Source organism: Halostagnicola kamekurae, assembly GCF_900116205.1.
Lineage (GTDB): Archaea > Halobacteriota > Halobacteria > Halobacteriales > Natrialbaceae > Halostagnicola > Halostagnicola kamekurae.
This window is the reverse complement of the sequence record NZ_FOZS01000002.1, coordinates 122,640-146,440: the sequence shown is the minus strand read 5'-3', so window position 1 is coordinate 146,440 and position 23,801 is coordinate 122,640. Positions and strand designations below refer to the sequence as shown.

At 60.9% G+C, this 23,801-nt stretch carries 27 protein-coding genes and 1 tRNA gene; 13 read left to right on the top strand and 15 right to left on the bottom strand.

Annotation, left to right across the window (positions count from 1 at the left end; translation table 11 throughout):
• Window positions 1–470: 470 nt before the first annotated feature.
• Window positions 471–1,076 carry a hypothetical protein gene (locus BM348_RS08550; RefSeq protein ID WP_245779420.1) on the top strand — a complete coding sequence of 202 codons (606 nt, stop codon included), beginning with the start codon at window positions 471–473 and terminating at the stop codon, window positions 1,074–1,076.
• A gap of 480 nt (window positions 1,077–1,556) precedes the next feature.
• On the opposite strand, the gene BM348_RS08545 is transcribed toward BM348_RS08550, so the two are convergent.
• Window positions 1,557–2,129, bottom strand: a complete 573-nt coding sequence (locus BM348_RS08545) for a carboxymuconolactone decarboxylase family protein (RefSeq protein ID WP_092903997.1) — start codon at window positions 2,127–2,129, stop codon at window positions 1,557–1,559.
• A 491-nt stretch (window positions 2,130–2,620) separates the two neighbouring features.
• Between BM348_RS08545 and BM348_RS08540 the strand changes: the two genes are divergently transcribed.
• The gene (locus tag BM348_RS08540) at window positions 2,621–3,418 is read left to right on the top strand and encodes a DNA-directed RNA polymerase subunit epsilon (RefSeq protein WP_092903995.1); all 798 of its coding nucleotides are present in this window, start codon (window positions 2,621–2,623) and stop codon (window positions 3,416–3,418) included.
• A 129-nt stretch (window positions 3,419–3,547) separates the two neighbouring features.
• A complete protein-coding gene (locus BM348_RS08535; protein WP_092903993.1) occupies window positions 3,548–4,174 on the top strand; it encodes a DsbA family oxidoreductase in 627 nt (208 codons plus the stop codon).
• 48 nt (window positions 4,175–4,222) lie between these two features.
• Here the strand turns inward: BM348_RS08535 and BM348_RS08530 are convergent, their stop codons facing one another.
• Window positions 4,223–5,065 carry an NAD(+)/NADH kinase gene (locus BM348_RS08530; RefSeq protein WP_092903991.1) on the bottom strand — a complete coding sequence of 281 codons (843 nt, stop codon included), beginning with the start codon at window positions 5,063–5,065 and terminating at the stop codon, window positions 4,223–4,225.
• On the opposite strand from BM348_RS08530, the gene BM348_RS20610 reads away from it, so the two are divergent.
• From BM348_RS20610 to BM348_RS08520, 3 genes are all read left to right on the top strand, one after another.
• The gene (locus tag BM348_RS20610; protein WP_139231165.1) at window positions 5,043–5,240 is read left to right on the top strand and encodes a hypothetical protein; all 198 of its coding nucleotides are present in this window, start codon (window positions 5,043–5,045) and stop codon (window positions 5,238–5,240) included. The genes BM348_RS08530 and BM348_RS20610 overlap by 23 nt on opposite strands.
• A gap of 51 nt (window positions 5,241–5,291) precedes the next feature.
• On the top strand, window positions 5,292–5,540 hold the full coding sequence (locus BM348_RS08525) for an amphi-Trp domain-containing protein (protein ID WP_092903988.1): 249 nt from the start codon (window positions 5,292–5,294) through the stop codon (window positions 5,538–5,540).
• An 87-nt stretch (window positions 5,541–5,627) separates the two neighbouring features.
• Entirely contained in the window at window positions 5,628–6,056 is a 429-nt protein-coding gene (locus tag BM348_RS08520; protein WP_092903985.1) for a universal stress protein, read from the top strand.
• A 16-nt stretch (window positions 6,057–6,072) separates the two neighbouring features.
• Here the strand turns inward: BM348_RS08520 and BM348_RS08515 are convergent, their stop codons facing one another.
• Together BM348_RS08515 and BM348_RS08510 are read right to left on the bottom strand one after the other, a co-directional pair.
• Entirely contained in the window at window positions 6,073–6,726 is a 654-nt protein-coding gene (locus tag BM348_RS08515) for an HVO_0476 family zinc finger protein (protein WP_092903983.1), read from the bottom strand.
• Between the two features lie 55 nt (window positions 6,727–6,781).
• Complete coding sequence (locus BM348_RS08510) at window positions 6,782–7,738, bottom strand: aminopeptidase (protein ID WP_092903981.1); 957 nt, start codon at window positions 7,736–7,738, stop codon at window positions 6,782–6,784.
• A 181-nt stretch (window positions 7,739–7,919) separates the two neighbouring features.
• Here BM348_RS08510 and BM348_RS08505 point away from each other — a divergent pair, with 181 nt between their 5' ends.
• Window positions 7,920–8,933 carry a type II glyceraldehyde-3-phosphate dehydrogenase gene (locus BM348_RS08505; RefSeq protein ID WP_092903979.1) on the top strand — a complete coding sequence of 338 codons (1,014 nt, stop codon included), beginning with the start codon at window positions 7,920–7,922 and terminating at the stop codon, window positions 8,931–8,933.
• Window positions 8,934–9,022: 89 nt separating this feature from the next.
• Complete coding sequence (locus tag BM348_RS08500) at window positions 9,023–9,418, top strand: Hsp20/alpha crystallin family protein (protein ID WP_092903977.1); 396 nt, start codon at window positions 9,023–9,025, stop codon at window positions 9,416–9,418.
• A gap of 85 nt (window positions 9,419–9,503) precedes the next feature.
• On the opposite strand, the gene BM348_RS08495 is transcribed toward BM348_RS08500, so the two are convergent.
• The 3 genes from BM348_RS08495 to BM348_RS08485 all read right to left on the bottom strand — a co-directional run bounded on the left by BM348_RS08495 (window position 9,504) and on the right by BM348_RS08485 (window position 11,692).
• Window positions 9,504–10,373, bottom strand: coding sequence for an ATP-grasp domain-containing protein (locus tag BM348_RS08495; protein WP_092905483.1), 870 nt, complete (start codon window positions 10,371–10,373; stop codon window positions 9,504–9,506).
• Between the two features lie 167 nt (window positions 10,374–10,540).
• Entirely contained in the window at window positions 10,541–11,071 is a 531-nt protein-coding gene (locus tag BM348_RS08490; protein WP_050050409.1) for a 50S ribosomal protein L16, read from the bottom strand.
• A 384-nt stretch (window positions 11,072–11,455) separates the two neighbouring features.
• Entirely contained in the window at window positions 11,456–11,692 is a 237-nt protein-coding gene (locus tag BM348_RS08485; protein WP_092903975.1) for a MarR family transcriptional regulator, read from the bottom strand.
• 362 nt (window positions 11,693–12,054) lie between these two features.
• Between BM348_RS08485 and BM348_RS08480 the strand changes: the two genes are divergently transcribed.
• Complete coding sequence (locus BM348_RS08480; protein ID WP_092903973.1) at window positions 12,055–13,335, top strand: CBS domain-containing protein; 1,281 nt, start codon at window positions 12,055–12,057, stop codon at window positions 13,333–13,335.
• A 261-nt stretch (window positions 13,336–13,596) separates the two neighbouring features.
• On the opposite strand, the gene BM348_RS08475 is transcribed toward BM348_RS08480, so the two are convergent.
• Window positions 13,597–13,669 (bottom strand) — tRNA-His (locus tag BM348_RS08475).
• Between the two features lie 138 nt (window positions 13,670–13,807).
• Here BM348_RS08475 and BM348_RS08470 point away from each other — a divergent pair.
• The gene (locus tag BM348_RS08470) at window positions 13,808–14,263 is read left to right on the top strand and encodes a DUF5814 domain-containing protein (protein ID WP_092903971.1); all 456 of its coding nucleotides are present in this window, start codon (window positions 13,808–13,810) and stop codon (window positions 14,261–14,263) included.
• Between the two features lie 36 nt (window positions 14,264–14,299).
• Here BM348_RS08470 and BM348_RS08465 read toward each other — a convergent pair whose 3' ends face one another.
• From BM348_RS08465 to BM348_RS08455, 3 genes are all read right to left on the bottom strand, one after another.
• Entirely contained in the window at window positions 14,300–14,704 is a 405-nt protein-coding gene (locus BM348_RS08465; RefSeq protein ID WP_092903969.1) for a CopG family transcriptional regulator, read from the bottom strand.
• Between the two features lie 139 nt (window positions 14,705–14,843).
• Window positions 14,844–15,470 (bottom strand): RPA family protein, encoded by a 627-nt coding sequence (locus BM348_RS08460; protein WP_092903967.1) that lies wholly within the window; start codon window positions 15,468–15,470, stop codon window positions 14,844–14,846.
• 1 nt (window position 15,471) lies between these two features.
• Window positions 15,472–16,401 (bottom strand): replication factor A, encoded by a 930-nt coding sequence (locus BM348_RS08455; RefSeq protein WP_092903965.1) that lies wholly within the window; start codon window positions 16,399–16,401, stop codon window positions 15,472–15,474.
• Between the two features lie 213 nt (window positions 16,402–16,614).
• Here BM348_RS08455 and BM348_RS08450 point away from each other — a divergent pair, with 213 nt between their 5' ends.
• Complete coding sequence (locus BM348_RS08450) at window positions 16,615–16,926, top strand: DUF7091 family protein (RefSeq protein WP_092903963.1); 312 nt, start codon at window positions 16,615–16,617, stop codon at window positions 16,924–16,926.
• A 141-nt stretch (window positions 16,927–17,067) separates the two neighbouring features.
• Here BM348_RS08450 and BM348_RS08445 read toward each other — a convergent pair whose 3' ends face one another.
• The 3 genes from BM348_RS08445 to BM348_RS08435 form a co-directional block, all read right to left on the bottom strand.
• Window positions 17,068–18,246, bottom strand: coding sequence for an MFS transporter (locus BM348_RS08445; protein ID WP_245779419.1), 1,179 nt, complete (start codon window positions 18,244–18,246; stop codon window positions 17,068–17,070).
• Between the two features lie 126 nt (window positions 18,247–18,372).
• Window positions 18,373–18,609: a CDGSH iron-sulfur domain-containing protein gene (locus BM348_RS08440; RefSeq protein WP_092903959.1), complete on the bottom strand. Its 237-nt coding sequence runs from the start codon at window positions 18,607–18,609 to the stop codon at window positions 18,373–18,375.
• Window positions 18,610–18,720: 111 nt separating this feature from the next.
• The gene (locus BM348_RS08435) at window positions 18,721–19,281 is read right to left on the bottom strand and encodes a hypothetical protein (RefSeq protein ID WP_092903957.1); all 561 of its coding nucleotides are present in this window, start codon (window positions 19,279–19,281) and stop codon (window positions 18,721–18,723) included.
• 192 nt (window positions 19,282–19,473) lie between these two features.
• Between BM348_RS08435 and BM348_RS08430 the strand changes: the two genes are divergently transcribed.
• On the top strand, window positions 19,474–19,761 hold the full coding sequence (locus BM348_RS08430) for a hypothetical protein (protein WP_092903955.1): 288 nt from the start codon (window positions 19,474–19,476) through the stop codon (window positions 19,759–19,761).
• Window positions 19,762–20,632: 871 nt separating this feature from the next.
• Here BM348_RS08430 and BM348_RS08420 read toward each other — a convergent pair.
• Window positions 20,633–21,232, bottom strand: a complete 600-nt coding sequence (locus BM348_RS08420; protein WP_175507139.1) for a ParB N-terminal domain-containing protein — start codon at window positions 21,230–21,232, stop codon at window positions 20,633–20,635.
• A gap of 484 nt (window positions 21,233–21,716) precedes the next feature.
• On the opposite strand from BM348_RS08420, the gene BM348_RS08415 reads away from it, so the two are divergent.
• Window positions 21,717–22,484 carry a sensor domain-containing protein gene (locus BM348_RS08415; protein ID WP_092903948.1) on the top strand — a complete coding sequence of 256 codons (768 nt, stop codon included), beginning with the start codon at window positions 21,717–21,719 and terminating at the stop codon, window positions 22,482–22,484.
• Window positions 22,485–23,801 lie beyond the last annotated feature (1,317 nt).

The following is a 23,801-nucleotide window of genomic DNA, read 5'->3' as shown; positions in this document are numbered from 1 at the left end:
CGTTCCATCCTTTCGAAGATGCCGTGCCGAGAGGCGGCATTTTTGTAACGAACAATACGGCGAGCGAAGCGAGCAGGTTCTCGGGCGTAGTTCACAAGCCGGGGGGGTGGCATCCCTTTTCGATGGGTTCTCGATCGCTACGTTCGCTGCGGGAATCTCTCGGTCGGGAAAATCAGGTAAAAACACCTCGACACTCCCATCGGTCGCGTCGAATGAAATCGCACCTCACTTCGCTCGCCGCGGTACGCTAACGCTTCTGAACCGCGTCGGCAAAAAGCTTATGTGGAAATAAACGGGTTAGGTTTTTGATGAGAAGGCGCGCTTTCCTCACGACGTTTACAGGCTCGGCCCTACTGCTTTCTGCTGGCTGTATCTCGAACTCGTCACAATCTCAAGATTCGAGTGACTCCTCATCATCGACTACAACTCATTCTTGTGATGCTGTTGAGATCACCCGAGCGTCCGTATCCGTGGAATACGGGTGTGGTACCGGTCAAATCAGGTCAGGGAGTGTAGAGGGACAAGCAGGGGACTGCAACGCGGAACTAATCCTCGAGATCGTCGACGAGAACGAAACGATCGAGGAAGTTGCCTTCGAAACCAATAACGGTAGGTGGTCGGTCGGTTTCGGCGAGGGACCGGGACAAGTACGGACGATTCCCAGTTCAGGCGACAAGCGTGCACGGATTCGTGGCCCGGATGGGGAGATTCTCGCCTCGGAGAAACTCACCGTTTCTCACTACCTGGATTCACCAGACATCGATGTTTGGCGGCCTGAGTTCGATCCTGAGACAGTGACTGTCGGCGAGGACGTCACGGTGGTATTCAGTATTGCAACGTTCGGTGCTGAGACGTCATTCACTGCCGCACTCCTGGTCGACGGCGAAGCGGTAGAAACTCGCGACGGAACGGTTGACAGTGGCGCAGACTGTCAAGTTGCTAGCGGCCCGGAGTACGAGTTCAGTTACGCCTTCGAGGAACCGGGTGAGCACGAACTGGCGGGCAGAATCACCGTCGACGGTTCGTCAAAGGGAGGTCACACTAGGTCGATTGGAACGGTGACCGTCACCCAGTGAGTCAGGACACAATAGGTTCAAATCTAGGAAGCGGCACTTCTCGAGGCGAACTATTCCGGGAGCCGCGAATGTGAACCTCGAGTCGCCAGAAGACGCGGTCCGAGAACGACAATTCCGACTGTTCGTCTACAGAGATACAGTGAGAGTGCCTGGGGGCTTGTCCTCGAGGTACTTCACAGATGACTCGTCAAGAGCGCACTCGAGTACTGGCCCAATACCGATGACATAGAGCCGCCGTTCGGTGTCACTGGTCAGTTTCGACAGCACTCGAGCCATCGACCCGAGAGCGTTCAGACGAACCAGTCGCTCGAGGGAAGTAGCGCACGGAAGATGGGGATACGCCGGCAGGAAAGCATTCGAGCACTGCAATGATGATGTGGCTTCCTGCCGTGTTTTTCGTGAGGGACTCGAGACGTATAGCAGTAGTGCCAAATTACGTTGGGACTGGGGTGCCATCACACCTGACCGACGCCGACCCGGCTACAGGTTCTCGAGGTCCCAGCCGACGAACGGGGACTCGGGTTCGACTTCGAGCGCCTCGAGGACGCGTGCGAGGCCGAGATAATTGCCTGCGAGCGCGCCGATGCCGAGGACGACCTCGTCGGAATAGTGATCGGTTAGCTGTGCGTGAGTCGTGTCGTCGACGGTCCCCTCGACGAACTGCTCGACGTACTCGACCAGAACGCTGTGATTCGCCTCGAGTGCGTCGTGGCGACCGCGTGAGACGGCGAGGATATCTTCGACCGGGACGCCTTCGTCGAGAGCGATCCGGACGTGTTGGTGCCACTCGTAGGCCGAGTCAGTTCGTGCCGCGGTCGTCAGGATGACGAGCTCTCGCTCGTGTGGAGTTAGCCCGCTCTGGTGCCAAAGGGTCGAGAGGTAGTCGCGAAAGCCCTCGAGGAGGGCGAGATTGTGTGCCAGCGTTCGATAGACGTTCAGTCGTCCGCCCGAGAGCGAGTGGTCGTCGCTGCCGGCTGCGTCCGAGGCGGTCTCGAGCAGCGATCGTTTCTCGGCCGGCACCTCGTCGGGGTCGACGGGATCGAGTCGCGCCATACCGAGTAAAGCCGGACACGGGACAAATACGCGCGGGTCGAGTATGCGGACCGACTCGAATTTGGCTCGAGAACGACGCGTTCCACACCGTGGAGCCGACCCGGATTCCTTTAAGTGCTTCTCGTCACAAGGTATAGATACGAACGGCAGTTCACTTCTCGCGATCGATCCCAGTACTTTCTCGCAGTCGGCCACAGTGTTTGATCTCGATATCCTCGAGTGAATACATCGTTTCGAGTACCTCGAAACTCACCTCCCTTCTCGAGACTCCGAAGGGGGCGGGGAACGTACTCGCCGCTCGGTTATCCTTTAAGTGCTTCTCGTCACAAGGTAAAGATACGAGGAGCTTTTCGCCGATATCGGTCCGCGAGCGGTTGCACTCCGCATCTCCGTCGCCCGTCTAAAGCTATCAGTGTCACGTGCAGTTTCGGTAACAGCTTCGCCGATTCGAGCGAGGGTTTTTCCCTCTCTACGTATGAGCCACGAACGAGATGCACGACGGTGACGCCGGAACGCGCCTCGAGCGAGCCGGGACCGGAGAGCACGCGCCGCGACGCCGCCTCGAGAGCCGCGCAGGTGCGGGATCGGTCTCTCGAGCGGCGCTGCAGCGAGACGCGTCCGTGCGCCAGTGGGGCGTCGTGACGCCGAGTGCGACTGTCATCGGCCGCGCGGAATCACCCGAGGCGGAGCTCTCGGATCGCGTTCGCCGACTGCACGACGAGCAACACGGCGCGACGCCCGGCTACGCCGAACGCGCCCACCGCCTCGACCGCCTCCGGACGACCCAGGCGCTGTGTAACGCACTCGAGGTGACGCCGTGGCAGCGCGACCTCGCGCTCGGCGTGATGGACGAGATCGACCTGACGGCGTTCGGCAGCCAGCGAGCCATCCCGACGGTCGCACTGGTCGTCATCCGCCACGTCGTCGACCGCGACCGACAGGCGTATTTCGGACTGGACGACGTCGACGCGGCGTCGCTATCGCCCGACCGGATGGAGGAGCTCTTCGGTCAGTACCGGGCTCACGATATCACCGACGAACCGACCTTCGAACGGCTCGCGGCCGAACACGGTCTGGATACGACCAGCCTCAACCGGCTTCGGCGAGTCCTCGAGGAGCAACTCGAGGACGAACTTCCGGCCTATGGCAGGAATCCGTGGCGGGACCCGAACCTGCCGGCGACGACGGGGACCGACTCGGCCGAGCCGAGCGAGTCGACTGGATCCGAAGATACCGCAGAGCCCGGCGACGCCGTCGGGACGAGCGAGTCCGACGCCGACGATAGCTGACTCGGTCTCCGTCACCGCATTCGTTGTGACTGGTTCGCGGACGATCTCCGATCTGCCCGCTCGAGGACGACCCGTGACCGGAGTTTCCGGGAGCTATCGACTTTTCCGTGACGGTCCGTTAGGACGGCCATGAGCGAGACAGCGGACCAGTTGACCGTCTACTCCGACTACGTCTGTCCGTTTTGTTACCTCGGGCGGGCGTCGCTCGAACAGTATCGCGAGCGCCGCGAGGAACCGCTCGAACTCGAGTGGCATCCGTTCGACCTCCGTCGGGACAAGCGCAATCCCGACGGGTCGATCGATCACTCGGCCGATGACGGCAAGGACGACGACTACTTCGAGCAGGCGAGACAGAACGTCAGGCGCCTGCAAGCGGAGTACGACGTCGAGATGGAACAGGAACTCGCGACCGAGGTCGACTCGCTGCCGGCGCAGATGGCCTCGTGGTACGTCCAGACCGAGTATCCCGAGCGGTGGGAGGCGTTCGATCGGGCAGTCTTCGACGCGCTCTGGACTGACGGGCGCGACATCGGCGATGCGGACGTTCTCGCGGACCTCGCGACGAGCGTCGACCTTCCACCGGAAGAAATCAGGGCCGCGACCGAGGACGACGGCCTCCGGACCGAACTCGAGGACGCGTTCGATCGCGCCTCCCGCCAGCGGATTACGGGCGTTCCGACGTTCGTCGCTGACGGGACCGCGGCCAGCGGGGCGCTCCCGCCGGATCACCTCCAACGGCTCGTCGAGCAGTCCTAACTCGTTTTCAGCGGTTCAGAGAAATCACCCGCACCGCCCGGCGGAATCTCATTCGAGTTTCTCGAGCGCCTCGAAGAAGTTCACCGGCGGCCCGGCGAGCGTCACGGGGTCGTCAGCGGTGGTCACCGTTACCGACGCTGGCGGCTCGAGTCGCTGTCTGTTGCGGCCGTCGCTGATCGCGTAGGCCGTCTCGGCGTCGCGAACGGCGAGCGTGAGTTCGCTCGTGTGATCGATCACGAGCGGCGGCATCGGATCGGTCGCGGCCATCTGCGTGACGATAAGGGAGTCGACTGCGGGGTGCACCAGCGGGCCCCCTTCGCTCAAGTTGTAGGCGGTCGACCCGGTCGGCGTCGCGACGAGGACGCCGTCCGAATGGCTCTCGGCGTACCGCTGGCCGTCGACGAGGATCTCGATCGTTGCGCCGCCCCCGCTCCCGCGTTTCGGCCCGTGGACCACCACTTCGTTGAGCGCCGGCTCGAGCGTCCAGCCCTCGCCGCGCGCCCGGAGTCGCTTTACGGCTCGGCCGCCGATCGAGCCGGTTGCGCGGCGTTCGGCGATCAGCGACGTCACCGCCTCGAGTGCGTTCTCCGGGGTGACGGCGTTGAGAAAGCCGACCTCGCCGAGATTGACGCCGACGATCGGCGCGTTACCGGCCTCGCGGGCGACGAACAGGAACGTCCCGTCGCCGCCGATGCTCACGACTAAATCGAACTCGTTCATGCGCTCGACGGGAACGCAGCGCTTCCCGAGCGCGTCGCCCGTCTCGTCGTCGACGACCGCCGCGACGCCCTCGCGCTCGAGCGCGTCGACCAATCGGGTCGCCAGCGACTGCGCTCGGTCGTTGTTTCGCTGGGCGACGATCCCGACCGTGAGCTCCTCCTCGGCGTCCATCGTCGCCGGCTACCCGCCCCGTCGCCAAAAACCCACTCGTTCCGCGCCGGATCGAGTCGGAAGCGACGACGCCGGCGCTGATCGGCTGTCGCTCTCGTTTCCGATCGGCGACCAGTCGCGTGCGACGCCGGTGATCGTCGGCGGGACGCCACCGGCGGCTGTAATCGGTTGTTAGCGACGTGTTCGCGGCCCATACTTTTGCGGGGTCGATCCCATATGCTGGCGCATGGCCCAACGAACGACGGCCGATCAGACGATGTCACGAACGGAACTCGGCGCATACCTCGCCGAACTCGCCGACGAGTTCGACCGCGGGGGCGAGGATATCGACGTGGGCGTCGGAAACAAGACGGTGACGTTGCACCCGCCGGACGACGTCTCCGTTTCGATCGACGTCGTCGAGCAGTCCTCGATGCTCCGCGGACAGCGCGAGACCGTCGACGTCAAACTCAGCTGGAAACCCGACCGCCAGTAGGCCTTCGAGTCCCGTCGAACCGCTCGAGACGGACACTGCCGCCCGGAGTGGGAAGTTCTTTTTCCCCTCGCACCAGAGGTCCACCTAATGTACGAGTCGATTCTCTTTCCCACCGACGGCACCGATCACAGCGCGACCGTCGCCGACCACGCCGTCGACATCGCCGAGACGCGAAACGCGTCGCTGCACGTGCTTTCGGTCGTGGACGATCGGGCCTTTCTGGTCCTCGACGACGACCGCGTCGAGGGCGTTCGCGCCGATCTCGAGGAAAACGCGCTCGAGGCGGCCGATCGAGCGGCGACCCACGCCACCGATCACGGCATCGAGACCGAGACGGCCATCCAGACGGGCAACCCCGCCGAGTGCATTCTCGAGTACGCCGATGCACATGGAATCGACCTCGTCGTCATGGGAACCAGCGGCGACGACTACGAGAACAACGTCGTCGGGAGCGTCTCCCAGCGCGTCGTCAGGTCGGCCTCCGTTCCCGTTCTGACGATCGGGCCGGACGCCTGAGAAGTGCGATGGCGCGTTACCACGCCGACCAGGCGGTCGTCGTCTCGTCGTAGGCGTAGACGCGCTGTGCGTCCTTCGCGAGGACGACGTCGCCCTCGAGTTCATTTCGGTCGCGCTCGTAGCCCGTCGCGTCGTCCCGAACCACGAAGGCGTCGATCTCGAACTCGTCGTCGCCGAAGGTCTCGACCGTCCCGACCTCGAACTCGTAGTCGCCGGGGACGTAGACCGTGATGCTTCGACTCTCGTCGTGCGTGCCGTCCTGCGGGTGGACCGTGACGTCGACGGAAACGTTGTCGACTTCGCGCGTCCAGACGGTTTCGACGTCCTGGGCCGGCGCGGCCTCGCGCCGGCGCTGCTCGTCGAGTTCGATGCTGGTCACGCGAACCGTCGAGAGCACCTCGTCGGTCTCGAGGATGAACTCGTCGCCCGTCTCGATGGTCTCGTCTTCGGGGGTCGTGACGTTCGCGGTGAAGGACTCGCCGTCCTGTGAGACGACGACGTCGAGGGTGACTTCGCGCTCCGGTTCCGGTTGGATCTTGTGGACGTGGCTGCACTCGCTACAGCGGACGGTGATGCTTCCGCCGCCCGGCGAGAGCACCTCGTGGACCGTCTCGAGGTCCGGAGAACACGAGGGGCAGGTCGTCGGAACCCGGTCGGGTATATCGCTCATACCCGGCGTAAGCGCCACTGCCCTAAAAGGTGCGTGAACCTGATCGTGACTCTCCTCAGCGCGATTCTCCCGCGGGGAGGTCGACCTCGACGCCGTCGGCGAACACCGTCGGCTCGCGGATGATCCCGTCCAGGTGAATCGGCGCGTCGACGTCGCCGCCGATGCCCGCGTCGTCTCCGATCGCGATGTGGACCGTGCCGCCGGCTTTCTCGTCTAACAACACGGAGCCGACCAATTCGGTGACGGCGACGTTCGTCCCGATCCCCAGTTCCGCGAGGTTGTACGCCGCGTCGCCGACTTCCGTTGTGGCGTCTTCAACCGTCGACCGAATCTCGTCGTCGGAGATGTCCGTCACGAGGCCGTCCTCGACCTCGAAGGTCAGCGTCCGGCCGTCCTCGAGCAACCCGTGGGGCATCATCGTGCCGTCGACGACGAACGTTCCCTCGGCCGTTTCGGGGCTGACGAACACCTCTCCGGCGGGGAGGTTCGACATCGCACCGGCCTCGTGGACGATGCCGGTATCCGAGCGAAAGTCCCGGTCGCCGATTCCGAACGTGATGTCGGTTCCCGCCGCGGCCGTCACCCGGATCTCGTCCGCGCCGTCGACCTGCTCGCGGATGGCCTCACAGCGGGTGGCTATCTCGTCGTAATCTGCCTCGAGACCGGTGGCGAACACTTCCTCGGTGATCCCCGGCAGCGTCGCGACTCGAGCGCCGGCCTCGTTCGCGTCGGTCCGCGCTCGCGTGTGACTCAAGCTCTTCGTCGTCGGAGCCAGAACGACGTCGGCTCCCGCCATCGCCGCTGCGACGGGTTCGGGCGGCTCCTCGCCGTGGGTGTCTCCCGGCGGATACCGGACGAACGCGACATCGTCGGTCCGCTCGAGCGCGGCCTCGTAGAGCGCGTTCGCGATCGGTTCGCGGTTGCTGTCCGTGACGATTACGCAAGACTCGTCGGCCCGGACGTCGAGACACTGTCGGATCGCCGTTTCGGCAGGCGTTCGAAGGTCTGTCATACCTCTGGATGCGTGTAGTACGCCGAAAGGTCTTGCTCTCCCGGCGCTCGAGACGCCTCGAGTTCGCGGACGACTCGAACTGGCAGCCCCCTATGACAGCTCGAGTACAAACTCTGAGGCGAGTAAAAACCGGCGGAGAAGGCTCGAAACGATTATCCGCGTCCGTAATGGAGTCGGGAGTATGATACAGGTCGCGATCAACGGTTACGGGACGATCGGCAAACGCGTCGCAGACGCCGTTCGGGAACAGCCCGATATGGAGGTACTCGGTGTCGCGAAAACGCGCCCGAACTTCGAGGCCGAAACCGCCGTCGAGAAGGGGTATCCGCTCTACGCCGCGATCGAGGAGCGAGCCGACCGCTTCGCCGAGGCGGGCCTCGAGATAGCCGGCCCGGTCGAGGACCTCGTCGCGAACGCCGACGTCGTCGTCGACGCGACGCCGTCGGGAATTGGCGCCGAGAACAAGTCTCTCTACGAGGAGTACGACACGCCGGCGCTCTACCAGGGCGGCGAGGACGCCGAGCTGGTGGACGTGAGCTTCAACGCGCGCTCGAACTTCGAGGCCGCGACGGGCGCCCAGCACGTCCGGGTCGTCTCCTGTAACACGACCGGCCTCTCTCGAGTCATCGCGCCGCTTCAGGAGGCCTACGGCGTTGAGAAGGTCCGCGCGACGCTGGTTCGTCGCGGGGGCGATCCCGGCCAGACATCTCGCGGCCCGATCAACGACATCCTCCCGGACCCGGTGACGATCCCGTCCCACCACGGCCCCGACGTCGAGACGATCTTCCCGGACCTCGACATCGATACGCTCGGGATGAAGGTGCCCGCCACCCTGATGCACATGCACAGCCTGAACGTCACGCTCGAGGAGGCCGTCGACGCGGCCGAGATCCGCGACCGCTTCGCCGACGAGTCGCGTCTGTTCTTGATCCCCGAGTCGATGTCGATCGACGGCAGCGGGAAGCTAAAGGAGTACGCCCACGACGTGGGACGACCGCGGGGCGACCTCTGGGAGAACTGCATCTGGGAAGAGTCGATCTCGACCGTCGGCCGGGACTGTTATCTCTTTCAGGGCATCCACCAGGAGTCGGACGTCGTCCCCGAAAACGTCGACGCGATCCGTGCGGTCCTCGGCGCGTCGGATGCGACCGACAGTATCGCGACGACGAACGAGCATCTGGGAATCGGCTTCTAGCTCAGTTCGGCCGATCCCGTTTTGAATTCGACCGCAGAACGATTCGGACCGACAGAAAGTTTTTGCCACGTGCCCTACTAGAGTCGTTCATGCGCCGAGATGATCGCGACGAACCCTTCGACGATCTCTTTCGTGAAATCGAGCGGATGATGAACGAAATGATGAACGGCGGCGACGTCGACTTCGACTCCGCCGGCTCCGTCGAGAACGGCTTCGGCACCGATACCCACATCGACGTTCACGAGACCGACGACGAACTCCGAGTCATCGCCGACCTCCCGGGCGTCGAAAAGAACAACATCGACCTCGAGTGCGACGGCAAATCCCTCACGATCTCCGCCCAGAGCCAGCACCGACAGTACGACGAGCGCGTCTCGCTGCCACAGCGGGTCAACGAACACACCGCCGAGGCCACCTACAACAACGGCGTTCTCGAGGTCGTCTTCGAATCGGCCGAGAAGTCCTCCGACATATCCCTCGAATAAGCGCACGCCGAGCCGATCCCGATCTCGCCCGGGTTTCCGGTCGAACAGCGGTTTCTTCTTGTGGATTTTCACCCGGTCCGATCGGCTACTCCGCTCTCGAGCGTATCGCCTCGGCGAGTCGGTCGTAAAAGCCTGATTCGTACTTCGTCTCGTCGTCGATCGTCGGGCGGGCGTTCGTCTCGTTGACGACGACGCGGTCGCCGCTCACGAGCAGGTCGACGCCGAGGAACGGAATCTCGAGTTCCCCCGCGACCGACTCGGCGAGTTCTCGCAGCGGCTTCGGCAGGTCGACGCCGGTCGCGGTCGCACCGCGGTGGACGTTGTGCTTCCACTGGCCTCGCGCCGCGGCGTCCTCCGGAAGCGTTCGTTCGACCGCCCCGACGTACTCCCCCTCCAGCATCATGACCCGATAGTCGACCGCCTCCGGCAGGTACTCCTGGACGAGAAACGACTGGTCGGCGGTGGCCCGATAATCGTGTACCAGCGAGAGGTAGTCACAGATTCCGAGGAACGAGTCGAGATCGTGGGCCTTCGCGACGCCGACGCCCCGCGTCGTCGAGTTGGGTTTGACGACCACCGGCGGCTCGAACCGCTCGAAGACGGCGATCAGTTCGGACTCGCTCACGTCGTTCGAGACGTACACCGAATCGGGTATCGGAAGGTCCGCCCGCTCAAGTCGGGCGAGCACCTCGGCCTTGTTCCGCGAGGTCAACACCGTCTCGTGGTCGTTGAGCCACGGGATATCGAGCAACGCATCGGCCACCCCACCTTCCATGAGCCGGCCGGGATAGACGAAGCCGACGTCGTACTCCTCCGGGGACCACGGCGCGTCCGAACCCAGCGGAACCACGCGCTCGCGAACGGGAACGTGCTGGACCGCAATCCCCCGCTCGGAGAGGGGCTCTCGCATTCGCTGGAACGTCTCCTGATCATTTGCGACCGCGAGATCGATCATACTCGAGTGTGGGGGGCCGAGACAAAAAACGGTAGAGTATTCGGCCGGGAGTTCGGCTCGCGCGCCGATCAGCAGTGGCGACTCGAGCACTCACGAACCGACGGACGGCGTCGATCCGATAGCCGGCGCTCTGCTCGAGAGAGCGCGAAAAACGGTCGGGTCGGGCCTTATGCGATCAGTTCTTCTTCGCCGCGCTCGACGACGACGCGACACGGCGGCGAGATCTTATTGTAGGACCGCCGGAGCGCGTCCTTCGCGAACTCGGCGTCCTCGACGTCACACCAGATCGTGAAGATGCGCTCGCCCTGCTGGATTCGGGCGGCCGTGCCGACGATCTTGCCGAACGCCTGGCGCATTCCGTCGGAGACACGGTCTGCACCGGCGCCGGTCGCCTGCTTGTTCTCCCGGATGACGTGGTGGGGGAACTTTCGCAGGATCATCTTGTACTGGTTCTCGCCCGCGTTTTTCAGCATGTGGCGGTTCGCCGACAGTCGGGAGGCCTCGAGCGATCCGTGGCGGATCTGGCACTCTTCTTCGGTCTGCAGGCTGATCTGAACTGGGTAGTCCTCGGGTTCGGCCGCGACGTCTCCCATCTTGTGCTGTGCGATTTTCGAGCCCGGAATGCCGGTGATGTACTCTCGGCGGGTGTAGGCCGGCTTATCGATCTTCCGGTACATAGAGGCGGGTTTCTCTGACATGGTTGTAGTTACTTACAAAAACGGAGTGCTACCGCGCGGATAAAGGCTTCGAACCCGTCGCCACCGTCGTCTGCGTCGTGCCCGCGATAAAAGCGGATCGACCACCGTTAGTGCCGGTCGTGAAAACTCGAGCGGCAGTTGATCGGCGACGGCAATCGATTGGGGCGGCAACTGGTCGGTGACGGCAATCGGTCGGAGTCAGCAACCGATCTAGAACGGAAACCCGTCGGTTACAGCCAGATATGTGAACCGCCTCGGGGTCAAGTGGTTCGAGAATCGGAGATTCTCGTCATCACGGAAATCTCCGATTTCCGTACGACCCCGAGGCACCCGGCCTGCTCCGCCTGTAGACGACATCGGACTGGCCAGGTCTCGAGGCCAGGCTCAGTGAACGGTAACGTACTCGTCGCCGGTCTTCTCGATCAATCCCTGCGTCGAAAGCGATTTGGTAACGCTCAGTGCGGCCATCTGCTTCATCGAGAGCGCGTCGCTCACCTCGCGGATCGTCGCACCCGCTGTCGCGTCGAGGTAGAGGTAGACCAGCTTCGCCTGCGCCGAGTTCAGCTCAGTCGGTAACGCGGCTCGGTTGGTGGCGGTCGTCGTGGTGAGTTGGGCTGTCATTGGTCTGAACACATCGACCACGATCTCACGTATAACTCTATGGGAGGACGGATGCATATTGGCTAGTAGATAATAGTGTGATTATATGCATTGGTATTGGTCACCTGACTCGGACGGTGACGGTTTCGAAACGGCGACCATCTCTCGAGTGGTCTCCATCTCGAGTGCACCGTTCGACCGATGCTCGAGAACTCCGTCCAGCACTTCACGAGCACGACACCTGCGAGGCAGTCACGCCGCAGTAGTCACCGAGAGAACGCCACAGAATCATTGGTGAAACGGCTGCCTATTCGCCGGCGTGACTCGGAACAACGCCGCGTTTCGGCGGCGTGTTTAAGGTTCTTCCGCCGATATATGCGGGTATGTGGAAGAGCTTCCGTATCGGATCGCTGTTTGGGATCCCTATCAAACTCGATCTGACGTTTCTGCTGGTTTTGCCCTTCTTCGCGTATCTCATCGGCGTCCAGATCGGGATGGTCGCGGACCTACTCAACGACCTGCTCGGGGCCGGCATCGATACGGCGGCGGTCTCCGGCGGCCCGATGCCGCTGGTGCTCGGATTCGCGGCGGCGATCGGATTGTTTATCGGCGTCGTGCTCCACGAACTCGGCCACTCGCTGACCGCCCGGCGGTACGGGTTCCCGATCGATTCGATCACGCTCTGGCTGCTCGGCGGGGTCGCGTCGTTCACGGAGATGCCCGAAGATTGGAAACAGGAACTGGCCATTTCGATCGCCGGCCCCATCGTCTCGGTGCTCGTCGGCGCGCTCTCCTACGGCCTCTTTCTCCTCACGCCAGCTAGCGTCGACGGGGCGCTGTTCGTCTTCGGCTACCTCGCGGTTCTCAACGTCGCGCTCGCGGGGTTCAACATGCTCCCCGCGTTCCCGATGGACGGCGGCCGCGTGCTCCGGGCGCTGTTGGCTCGAAACCAGCCCTACGCGAAGGCAACCCAGCAGGCGGCGAGCATCGGAAAGTTCTTCGCGGTGTTGATGGGGTTGTTCGGACTGCTCGTGACGTTCAACATCATCCTCATCGGCGTCGCCTTCTTCATCTACATCGCCGCCTCCGGCGAGTCCCAGCAGGTGACCATGAAAGCCGCGTTTCAGGACGTTACCGTCGGCGACATCATGACGCCCGCTCGAGACCTTCACACGGTCGCTCCCGATACCAGCGTCGAGGAACTCATCCAGCGGATGTTCTCCGAGCGACACACAGGTTATCCGGTGCTCGACAACGGACACCTCGTCGGCCTCGTCACGCTCTCGGATGCACAGGAAGTCAAACCCGTCGAACGCGACGCGTTTACCGTCTCGGACGTGATGACGACGGACCTCCAGACGATCGATGCGAACTCCGACGCGATGACCGCGATCGAACGGATGCAATCCGAACGCATCGGACGGCTACTCGTCGTCGATGGAGACGATTCGATGACCCGCCCGGACGCGTCCATCCAGGACGAGGCCGTCTACGACGACGGCGGTTTCGACGATCCAGTTCTCGAGGACGCCGGCGGTTCCGGAACCGAAGAACCCGGCGACCTTGTCGGACTGATCTCGAGAACCGACATGATGACCGCGCTGAACATCGTCCAGCAGAGCGGCGAAGTCAATCACTCCTCGCAGTCACAGCCGTTGGACTGACTACCGAACGAACTGCGCTAGCGACGTGGCCCGTTGGCGTTTCCTACGCGACCGATATCGGTTTTGTTGACTCCCGTAATCGATCGTTGCGCAACTGATACGGTTCGATTCTCTTCGTCGGACTTGCCGCTCCTCCGAGTGTCGTCGTGAAAAAGGTCCAGGTGCGAGAATTGAACCCGACTGCGAGACTCGCTACGCTCATCTCGCGTGATTCAATCTCTCCGTCGGATTTTTCGCTCCTCCGAGTGTCGTCGCGAAAAGGTCCAGGTGCGAGAATTGAACCCGCGTCTCAGCCTCCACAAGGCTGAAGGATAGTCCACTACCCCAACCCGGACACGCGTACTTCTATGTAATCGCGGAGTACCTGAAATACGTTACGCTCTCGAGGACGCCGTGTCACGGTGTGTCGGTCCGCTCGAGGAGCCGCTTCCGAGCCGCTTTTGACGCTCGCTCGCTTACTGGCGGCCAACGCGTGGCCATCACCGACAAAATATACGTCAAGAACCATCGGCAGTTGAGCTCGCAACTCGAGACGAACATCCCGAAAGGCGCGTTCAAAGGTGCGACGCTCGACGTGCTCTTTCAGGGCAACGGCCTCGAGAAGCTAGACGAGGCCACCAGAGAGCGGGTCCTCGATTTCGCGAGCGACTTTCTTGACTGCAACTGTGACACCAATCCCTACTGTGGCTGTCCGGAACGGAAGTTCATCCGCTATCTCCTCGAGTTGCGCGCCCAGGGGTTAGGGCCGGACGCCATCGTCGACGTGATGAGCGACGACTACATGCTGTATGCCTACTCCGGCGACGTCCTCTCCTTTCTCGACAGCGGCATTCGAACGCTCGAGGCCGCAGAAGGCCTAGCTCGAGTCGACGGACACGGTGAGAAACGCGACGAGATTCGGCAGGTCAAAGACGATCTCGCGAGATAACTGGCGCGATTTGGGCGACGTACCGATCGGGAGCGGTTACCGCAACGGGTACTGCTCGTCGTCCTCGTCGAGGTCGTCGAGCAACAACACTTCGTCTTCTTCCCCTTCGAGGCGACTCCGAAGCTCCGAAACGTACGATTTGTGCTCCTCGAGTTGCTCGCGAAGGTGCTCGGCCTCGAGCTCGAGGCGCTCGTGTTCGCGCACGAAGCTCTTTGGCACCTCGACGGTCGGCGGATAGGTCGGCTCGCCGTCGTCGCTCGTTCGACTGGCGAGTTCGGACTCGGGGACCACCTCGACCTGTCCGTCGTGTTCGACCAGCAGGTCGACGTAATCGCGGAACACGGCGGACAACGAGATGTCACGCTCCGCGGCGATGTCCTGTAGCGCTTCGAACGCGTCCTCGTTCACCCGGAACGAGATCGTCTTGTTCTTGTTGCCCATTGGTACCGATACCGTCTTCGACTTACTTAACGATTTGTCAGACGCTCCGACGGCGAGCATCGCCGTAATTCGGGCAGTAGACGACTTCTCTGCGAAAAATGTGTGAAACTGACGGGTGGATGGACTCTCGGGTCGACGATCAGGCCGTCGCCTCGAGATCCTCGAGGCTCTCTAAGGCCAGAATTACGTCGCGACGGTAGTTCTCGACCGGCGAGTCGTACCGTTCGCGAGCCATCTGGGCGTACTCGTTGCCGGGTGCCGTCGAACCGCTTTCGGGAGCCTCCTGTTCGGCTTCCCACTCCTCGAAGGCCTCGATCCGATCGATGGTGCGTTCGGCGGTTTCGACGACCCACCGGTTGCGGGTCGCGTCGTCGACGATCGAGATCGACTCCGGTCGAACGGAGACGTTGACGGAACCGTCTTCGGTCTCGTACGTTCGCGGCTTGCCGACGATCGCGACGTACGCCGGCGGCTCCGTGTCCCGCAGGACGGCGGCTGCTTCGGGCTGGTACTGGCCGGCGTAGACGAAAAAGGTCCCCGTCGGATCGACGACGCGGCCGCGCCAGTACTCGCTCTCGTCGCCGACGTCTTCGGTTTCGGTGAGCGTGCCGACGATGAACGCGCGGTTCGCGCGGTCGCCCGTCGGGAGCAACGCGTAGTTCGGCGCGCGCTCGTCGTCGCTTTCTTTGAATGTGTACGTCGAATCGTTGAATTCGGAGGCGAAGACGCGACGTGCGACTTCGCGGGTGAGTTCTGCCTGAGACATGTTACATCGACCTCGCTTTGATCAACAGCTGTTCGGCGTCGACCGGTCCGTCGAGTTCCTCGACGTCGTCCGCGAGGACGTACCGCCCGAAGGTCGGCCCCTCGATGCGGTAGTAGGTCCCGATGATCTTCTCGCGGATCTCGTCGGCGACGACCGTGGTATCGAGCGCATCCATCGCCATCTCCTTGCCCTCCTCTAGGCTGATGCCGGTCAGCGATTCGGTCGCCTCGGCGTCGAAGATGACCTCGTGGGCGTCGATCCCGTCGTCGACGACGCCCTTGATGCGGAGGTCGAACTCGCCTTCGACCTCGCCGTGTTCGTTACAGCGTCCGTTCTGGAGGACGCGCGTGCAGTCTTCCTCCGGACAGCGCTTGATGAGGCCGCTGCCGCTTTGCATGTCGACGAGCGCGCCTTCGATCTCGGAGGTGTCGTCGCCGACCTCGATGTCGTCCTCGAGTTCCTCGACGACGGTCGTGCTGTTGAGTTTGACCGAGTACCGACCCTGGTACTCGTCGGTGACGACGTTTCGCAGTTCGTAGACGCCGCCTTCCTCGAGCGACGGCAGCTCGGATTTGGCCCACTTGGTGAACTTGATCGTCCCCGTCGGATCACCGAGTAGTCCCACCTGCGCGACGGAGTCGCTTCGGGGGTCCCAGAGTTCGATGACCTTCGCGGTGATGTCGACCCACTGCTCTTCTTCCTCGATGTCCTCGACGTTGACGGCCTCGCTGCCGCCGCGCGCAATGTCCTCGCGCTCGAGGCCCGCCTCCTCGAGGTAGTGGTTCGTGACGCTCCGACGACCTTCGTCGACGGGCACTTTGTACTCGTCGACGAGCGTCGTCAGGCGCTCCTCGACGTCGTCGACCGTGATGTCGAGATGATCTGAAAACTGGTCGTGTATGTCTTCGGCGTGTTGTCGTACGTCGCTCATGGTGTCTCGCCTCCTCCTGTGTATCAATGGGAGGCATACTGACGTTCGCTCCCGATACTATTTAAACTGCCGCCACCGGAGCGAAAGTGATCAACTGCGATTGTGCGGCGTTCAAGCTGGTTTTCGATTCCACGACTTTGCTCGTCGCTCGCGGAAAGCAGTCCGCGACGGCGACGAACCTATGTGGCCGGCGCTCGAATCTGTTTCAGAGCCATGTCAGACGGGCGTCGTCTCGAGCGGTTCGTTCGGACGAAACTCCGACGAGCGGGCGAGCAGTACGAAGGGTTGCGTCGATCGACCGGTGAGCAACTCGAGGAGGCCCGAACGGCCTACGAGGGGGCAAAGCACGCCCGCTCGCTGCCGACCGACGAGGCGGGTCGCGCGAAGATCGTCTGTCGGCGCTACGCCGAACAGCGGGCGGCGAAACTCGACGACGAGTTTCGTCCGGCGTGTTACGAGCACGGGCATCCGGATTGTGAGGGGTGCGTCGAGGACGTTCGATCGGGTCGGATCGAGACCTGGTAAGGAGACGCCGTCGGCTGTGGCTGTCGGTGGCGATGGAGTTTGGGCGAGTGGACTTGGAATCAGGGGGCGAGTGGAGGCCGGACTCGACGGCGTTCGAGTCAGATCTCGAGGATGATGGGGGCAGGTCCGGCGGCGATAGGATCAGGACCCGACGGCGATGGCCCAGATTGCGCCGAGAAGTGCGAACACGGTGAGGAGGATGACCGCCGTGTAAGAGCCCGTCGAGTCGACGATCGCGGTCCCGACCGGCGGTGCGACCAGCGAGAACGTGCCGATCGCCACGTTGAAAATTCCGATGACCGCCGTATCTTTCGTCCGGCTGTAGGTCCGCATCAGGACGGGAATGTAAAGCGTCGCCGACCCACCGAGGCCGATCCCGAGACAGAAGACCGACAGCGCGGTCGAGATCGAGTGGGAAGGGACCAGCAGCGCCCCGCCGATGGCTGCGCTCCCGAGTGACGCGATGAACGTTCGCCGGTAGCCGACGGTGTCGGCGACGAATCCGCTTGCGAGTCTCGAGATTATGCTAAAGCCGCCGACGAATCCGAACGCGAGCGACGCGCCTGCTGCGGTCATTCCGCGGGCGGTAAACAGGTCGATCGCGTATGCCGTGAGCAACTGGTACCACGCAAACGAGAGACCGACGCCGACGAACAGCAGTCGGAACGTCCGGGTTCCGGCCAGCCCGCGCACCCACTCGAGGATCTCGCCGGCCGAGGCCGTCGACCGCTCGGCCCAGTCGGGCCGCCGACAGGTGACGCCGGCGACGAGGAACGCGACCGCGGTGATCGACAGGACGACGAAAAAACCGTTCCGAACGCCGCTGGCGTCGATCGCGTACTGCCACGCCGGCGGCAAGACGAACAGACCCAGCCCGTTACCGGCGAAAATGAGGCCGGTCGCGGTGCCGCGATTGGCGTCGAACCATCTGGGGACGATAGACGCGAGGACGACGAACACCGTCCCGAGCGCCAGGCCGAGCGCCCCGAAGACGACGAGGAGACCGGCGTATCCCTCGACGACGTACAGCGACGGGGCCAAAAGTCCCGAAATCGCCGCACAGACGAGTAAAATCGTCCGGGACGGGACTCGAGCACCGAAGACGCCGACGACGCCGGCGCCGATGTAGAACGCGAAGAGCATGGTCGCGAAGACGGTCGAAAGCGCCAGCGGTTCGACGCCGAACGCGTCGCTGAACGGCGTCATGAAGACGCCGTAGGAGAAGGCGGTTCCGAACGTGAATACCATTGCCAGCGCGCCGGTAGCGGCCACGAGCCAACTTCGGCGTCCGTCGGGCGATTCCCCGCTCGAGCGACTCACACTCGAGTGTTATCGTTGCGAAGAGAAAGTGTTCTGATCTCGCCCGATCGACCCGCGTTCGTCGGCGGGCGGGTACGATCGCCTCCCCGACGTGATCGACTCGACTGTTCGAGGGTCTGTCGGCACTCACTCCGAGTCGTTGTCGCGGACGACCCGGTCGACGACCGCTCGAGTGCCGTCCTCGTCGTAGACGTACCGCTTGTCCGGCGCTTCGTCTCTGGTCTTTCGGTGGCTCCCATCGCAGAACGGAAACGTTTCGGCGAGGCCGCACTGACAGATCGCGACGTCGCCTTTCTGCTCGTCGAGGTCGTCCGCGTCGAGTTTTCGCGGGCCGTTCGCCTCGAGTTCCACGAGTCGTGACATAGTCTGGACTCGGCGCTGGATCACCGAAAGCCCAGCGGAAAATACGCCGGTATCAGTTCGGTCGGCGGGCCGTCGTCGGTCGCCGCCGACGATTGGCGTGCGACCCGTCGATCACTGCGTGGCGGCGATTCCGCCGATCGAACCGAAGACGAGCGGGAACATCGCCCCCGCGAGCAAGATTGCGGTCGCCGTCTCCGGCTGTGCGCTACCGAAGGAGCCGTCGACGGCGAAGACGAACGCACCCGTCGCTGCGAGCGGAAGGTAGCCGACGACGACAGTCGCACCGGCTTTCACGCCGTCCTCGAGGGACGCTTCCGGGCCGAGGGCACGTCGTCCGACGAGATATCCCGCAGCGACGAGTACGAGCATGGGAACGACGTGATAGAGGACTTGCGGAATCCCCGTTTCCGCCTGCGCGAACATCGTCGTCGTGGTGTCCAGTCCGATGACGTTCACCTCGAGGTCGACGAAGTGGCTGTTGAACCACAGCATGCCGGCGGCCTCGAACGCGTTCTCCGAGACGAGCTCGGCGATGCCCGCCAAGTCGAACTCGAGGTCTCCCTGCAAGAGCACTATCGACACGAGATAGCTGGCGACGAACGCGATCGCGCCGTAGATTCCGCCCTGTACCACCGGGACGTTCTCGAGTGATCCGTTCGTACGCGTTGCCATGCCCGGTGGATTCTATCAGGAGTATATATGCTTGGTGGCCGAACTGGAGTCTCTCACGTGACATCCTCTCATGCGCTGAGGCTTCGCCATGATTCGGTGACCGAGTTCGTTCAACGCGACCGTGTCCCTCAACCTCGATCGATCGCCTCGCTGGAGAGGGGGGCTTAATTACTCCACTGCAATACTACCGCTATGGACGTAGATCCAGCGGTTCTCAAAGCGTACATCGACCACTTTCTGCCACGCGAGGTAGTCGGCCCAGTCGTCGTCGTCTTCTCGTTAGAAGGCGTCATCAACGGGATCTTTAACCTATACGTTCCACAGGAGCACGCGACCGTCGGATGGGGGGTCGTCTTCGTGCTCGCCCTCGCCGTCGTCGCCTACTGGGGTACCGTCGACGATGAAGCGGTCGAAGAGCTGCACGACCGCCTCGATGAGATCGAAGACGAAGAGGTGCAAACCGATTCCGAAACGTCGTGACGGACTTCGTCGGAACGAGAACGTCGGAACCGGCGATAAACCGACACGTCAGTCGAAAGTCGATACTTGCGCCCATTCAGAGTGTACGCATTCGTCGCTCACGAACTTGCTCGTGACAGAAGTGAGTGGGTCGCCCGGATTTCAGCCTCATTGCCCTTCACCTTCCTCGTTACCGAATGTAAGTTGATCCAAGTATGGCCGGCGTCGTTCACGCATTTCTTCCATTTTTGTTGGTTGATCATAGTGTCGAAGGAGAACCTCGACGGAAGTGTTCACTCGCTCTGGGACTCGCTCCGGTGGGATACGACGATTGAGTTGCCACGTAATCGATCCCGTTCGCACTTGGTGGGGGCTTCGTGAAGACGGGCACTTGCTCGCCGACGAGTAATCAAGGTAGTCACACGTCTCCGGATCGTTCCCGTGCGGGCATCGAGAATGCAAACACGGGACCGTAGCAAGGTACATCCAAGCGCGGAGAGCGTTCGTCAATCCCCGTCCCAATTGACTCGTTAAGAGCGGGCGATGTCCGAAGTCATCGAATTCCTCGAGTCGATGTTTTCGGAGATATGCATCCACGATGTCACAGACCTTCTCCGGGATCCCAACGATTCGCTCACCGTCAGTACCATTCTTGAGTGGCGTTTCTCCAGTAGGACGATGGATGAACTCAAGACACTGTTCGTCTCGGTTGTAGTCCTCGATATCGAGTCCGCGAAGTGCACCAAGACGCGCACCAGTATATTTACATTACACCCGTGAAGGGTGTTTCCCGCTCGAGTTACTCTACACGGTAGAATAGATATCTGTGTCGTGATTGTCGTCTACGAATACCTTGCCTCCATGGGAGGAAAACCGGAACGAACGTCTCTCCTCAAGAAGATTGCCGGTCGATCATATGTTCTCGTGGTTGAATTCGCTGGCCGGTGGTAGCCGTTGGCCGACGTACTCCCTGGGTTGTGCGGCTGCTCGAGAGACCTTCTTCCAACATTTCATCTGTAGAGTCATCCTCGCTATCCTCTGAGTCTTGATCGCGGTGAGCAAGTTCATACAGCTCCTTTGCTTCCTCATCCGTACACTGGATTACTTCAAAAGGATGCTTCTGTAGCCCAACGCGCTTCATCGCAGCGACCCTCTTGTGCCCATTGACAAGTTCGTACTGCTGACTCGGATCAAACCGGGGATGATCCTTCTCTAGCTTTCGAGCAACCGGGAATGAGCCGGTGTATCCATTTCGGTAAGCGAGTCGCATATGATAGTCACGAGGTATGATTTTGGCTTCATAGTGGGGTGAATTAGCAACCCTCTCAGGATTAAGCTCTTGAATTTCCTTATGACTCTCAAGTTGAATAATCTCGTCTACGATACGAACGAACACTGAACCTACTTTCTGTCCTTCCGTGAGTTCGCGACAGTTATGCATAATCACACTCCCACGGTTATGGTGGACCATTTCGACGTAACCTTCGTACACCTTTTCGTTCTCTCCATGGACAACACAGCGAGAGCCCTGAAACGTCCAATCGAGCCGATCGTTGAATGGGTTGTGACCATTACTCATGCTAAATATACTCTCGTCGGTTACGTTCTCACTTTAGGGCTATAAATTACCCGAGATACATTCCCGAACACTACCTATATACGGTCAATCTGGTCTCGAAGTTGATGCGCTTTGAGAAAAACAGAATCTATGGAGTGGTGCTAATTTTGTTGTTACGGTTACAACAGAACGATGATGTATGCGACGATCGGTTCGGGTTCTATCAGAGTTCAGATTATATTTCTCGAGAAAAAACAAAGTAGGGTTCGAACACACCTACCGTATCGCCGTCCCGTGTTTTTCTAAATCAGTCCTCACTGCACCAAACTCCAAATAAGTGCAGTAACCCCGGAATTTGCCCCGATGTTAACAGTAGTTGGTAGCACGGTTTTTTTATTCAGAGTTCTCCGTGAAACCCATGGTAAGTACAGAGCGCGTAGTCAGTATAGTGGTCTCGTTGCCGGCGAGCGGTCTTAAAATGTCGATAGAAATATACTGTGTGCCAACCAGAATCCACCTAAAGATGCCCTCCCACTCGACTGAATTCACACCGGATTCGGGCCATAAACGGCTTTGGTCCCCAGTTACCGACCCACAGACGTACCGTAACGTCGCCTTCCTCCTATTGCGTCTCCCGCTTGGTGTCGGGTACTTCACCGTCTTTCTGACCGGACTCGCTATCGGTGTCGCACTGACGCCAGTACTCGTTGGTATCCCAGTACTCGGTTTCGTGCTCGGTCTGACCGACTACGCCAGCACATTCGAAGCCAAGGTTATCAGCCGACTACTCGGGATAGAGGTTGGTCACACCTTGGTCCATGATCCGACCACGGAGCCGCTTGTTTCGTACATAAAGACGATATTGACCGATCCACAGTCGTATCTACTGGTCGGATACTTCCTGGTCTCCCTGTTCGTCGGCATCGGCACGTTCCTGTTTGTGGTCGTAGTAGCGAGCCTCGGGATGGCGCTGATCGTGGCACCACTCGTGTACCCTCTACCGTTCACACAGTATGAGATTCCTCTATTCGACTCGGGAGCTGGTCCCATCGTCATCAACACCTTGCCGGAGGCAGTGGTTGCTTCACTGGTCGGACTCGCAGTTCTATTGGTCGGTTTCCACGGTTCGAATTTGCTGGCGACCGCCCACGGCAGAGTCACTGCCTTTCTATTGGCCAACCAATAGACGGTTTTCCTCCTCTAAATATATCCGTCCCACGATATAGTGCTGTGCGCTGTTACCGCGGGAGATTTGCATACGTAGCCACCGATCGCCCGTTTCAGGTTCGAACTGAATAAAGAAATCGTACTACTATCTACTGTTAACCAACGGGTTCGAAGCGCCGTCTAGAAAAGTTGGTTAAGATGTGACTCGAGGGCGTCGACGGGAACAGTAGTCCACGAAAAGATCAGTTGCCGTCGTCACCAGGACGATCGTCAAGCGGGGTCAGCGTGTCGGACTTATTCATCAACTACAGTCGCCTCCTCCGGTGGGGCGATCCCGAGGTCGTTGGCACCCTACTCGATCTCCGGGAAAAGATTTGGTCTAAGAAGGTAGGTCCAACGACGGTGTGGATGCATCCTCGAGTTATGCCCGACCCTGATCGGGATACGTCAGCCGAGAATGTCCCCGACCGGATTCACGGTGATGTGTATCGCGTCTCTCGAGGGAGGGGACGGGACACACTCGGTTCTTTCACCAATTCTCTGTGTACCATCCGATGAGTTTTGCGCCGTGGCATACTGACACAATTCTTGTTTCAGAAGCCTTCTGACGAGTATATCACGGACATTAGGCCACTCCAATTGAGGGGTGGGTTGACTACCTCTTTCTGTAGAATGGGGGGCTCTCGAGACTTGTACTGTGTGATCTGGTTCTTCAATAGATAGTCCGAACCCTACCGCTTACAGGAAACCACAAGACTGCATAGGAGTTACTGTCTTTTGCTCTGTGGCAAACGTTTATTGATATACTCTACTGCTCTCATGGAGACGTTTAGACATGGGTATTCGGCATGGGTCACATAGCCCCTTCAACGAGGAAAGACGTGGTCCGCGTGGAACCACACCTATAACAAACTATAGCATTGAGTTCAGGGTGTAGTTGACTTACCAGGGGAGGAAGATACTGATGACCGTAACGACAATCCCTGCAATGTACCATCAAGGGCAAGAGATTGGGGCTATGTAGGCATCAAAGGCGAACAATACGCTGACCGCGAGCGCTTGCTTTCGATTCGAGTCTGCCATTTGAGCTTGCCCCTCTGTGGCTCAGTTTGAGTTGCTAAATAATCGCTGTGTGTTCGACCGTTTGGAGGTTAACTCAAAGGATTGTTTTAGCTTACACAAGATACCTTATCCCAGTCATCAAAAGGCATGATTGATGCGACGTAGAAAAATCCTGAACGCTGGCACAGCCGCTCTCGGTGTGGCTCTCGCCGGTCACATGGGCGTGTCGCAAAGTAAATCATCAGATGAAAATAAGGAACTCCACTCCGGTCCG

Bases quoted from the DNA above. Each gene is read 5' to 3' on its own strand.
- BM348_RS08545 (WP_092903997.1), bottom strand. From the start codon at position 2,129: ATGGCGCGACTCGATCCCGTCGACCCCGACGAGGTGCCGGCCGAGAAA.
- BM348_RS08540 (WP_092903995.1), top strand. From the start codon at position 2,621: ATGCACGACGGTGACGCCGGAACGCGCCTCGAGCGAGCCGGGACCGGA.
- BM348_RS08535 (WP_092903993.1), top strand. From the start codon at position 3,548: ATGAGCGAGACAGCGGACCAGTTGACCGTCTACTCCGACTACGTCTGT.
- BM348_RS08530 (WP_092903991.1), bottom strand. From the start codon at position 5,065: ATGGACGCCGAGGAGGAGCTCACGGTCGGGATCGTCGCCCAGCGAAAC.
- BM348_RS08525 (WP_092903988.1), top strand. From the start codon at position 5,292: ATGGCCCAACGAACGACGGCCGATCAGACGATGTCACGAACGGAACTC.
- BM348_RS08520 (WP_092903985.1), top strand. From the start codon at position 5,628: ATGTACGAGTCGATTCTCTTTCCCACCGACGGCACCGATCACAGCGCG.
- BM348_RS08515 (WP_092903983.1), bottom strand. From the start codon at position 6,726: ATGAGCGATATACCCGACCGGGTTCCGACGACCTGCCCCTCGTGTTCT.
- BM348_RS08510 (WP_092903981.1), bottom strand. From the start codon at position 7,738: ATGACAGACCTTCGAACGCCTGCCGAAACGGCGATCCGACAGTGTCTC.
- BM348_RS08505 (WP_092903979.1), top strand. From the start codon at position 7,920: ATGATACAGGTCGCGATCAACGGTTACGGGACGATCGGCAAACGCGTC.
- BM348_RS08500 (WP_092903977.1), top strand. From the start codon at position 9,023: ATGCGCCGAGATGATCGCGACGAACCCTTCGACGATCTCTTTCGTGAA.
- BM348_RS08495 (WP_092905483.1), bottom strand. From the start codon at position 10,373: ATGATCGATCTCGCGGTCGCAAATGATCAGGAGACGTTCCAGCGAATG.
- BM348_RS08490 (WP_050050409.1), bottom strand. From the start codon at position 11,071: ATGTCAGAGAAACCCGCCTCTATGTACCGGAAGATCGATAAGCCGGCC.
- BM348_RS08485 (WP_092903975.1), bottom strand. From the start codon at position 11,692: ATGACAGCCCAACTCACCACGACGACCGCCACCAACCGAGCCGCGTTA.
- BM348_RS08480 (WP_092903973.1), top strand. From the start codon at position 12,055: ATGTGGAAGAGCTTCCGTATCGGATCGCTGTTTGGGATCCCTATCAAA.
- BM348_RS08465 (WP_092903969.1), bottom strand. From the start codon at position 14,704: ATGGGCAACAAGAACAAGACGATCTCGTTCCGGGTGAACGAGGACGCG.
- BM348_RS08460 (WP_092903967.1), bottom strand. From the start codon at position 15,470: ATGTCTCAGGCAGAACTCACCCGCGAAGTCGCACGTCGCGTCTTCGCC.
- BM348_RS08455 (WP_092903965.1), bottom strand. From the start codon at position 16,401: ATGAGCGACGTACGACAACACGCCGAAGACATACACGACCAGTTTTCA.
- BM348_RS08450 (WP_092903963.1), top strand. From the start codon at position 16,615: ATGTCAGACGGGCGTCGTCTCGAGCGGTTCGTTCGGACGAAACTCCGA.
- BM348_RS08440 (WP_092903959.1), bottom strand. From the start codon at position 18,609: ATGTCACGACTCGTGGAACTCGAGGCGAACGGCCCGCGAAAACTCGAC.
- BM348_RS08435 (WP_092903957.1), bottom strand. From the start codon at position 19,281: ATGGCAACGCGTACGAACGGATCACTCGAGAACGTCCCGGTGGTACAG.
- BM348_RS08430 (WP_092903955.1), top strand. From the start codon at position 19,474: ATGGACGTAGATCCAGCGGTTCTCAAAGCGTACATCGACCACTTTCTG.
- BM348_RS08415 (WP_092903948.1), top strand. From the start codon at position 21,717: ATGGTAAGTACAGAGCGCGTAGTCAGTATAGTGGTCTCGTTGCCGGCG.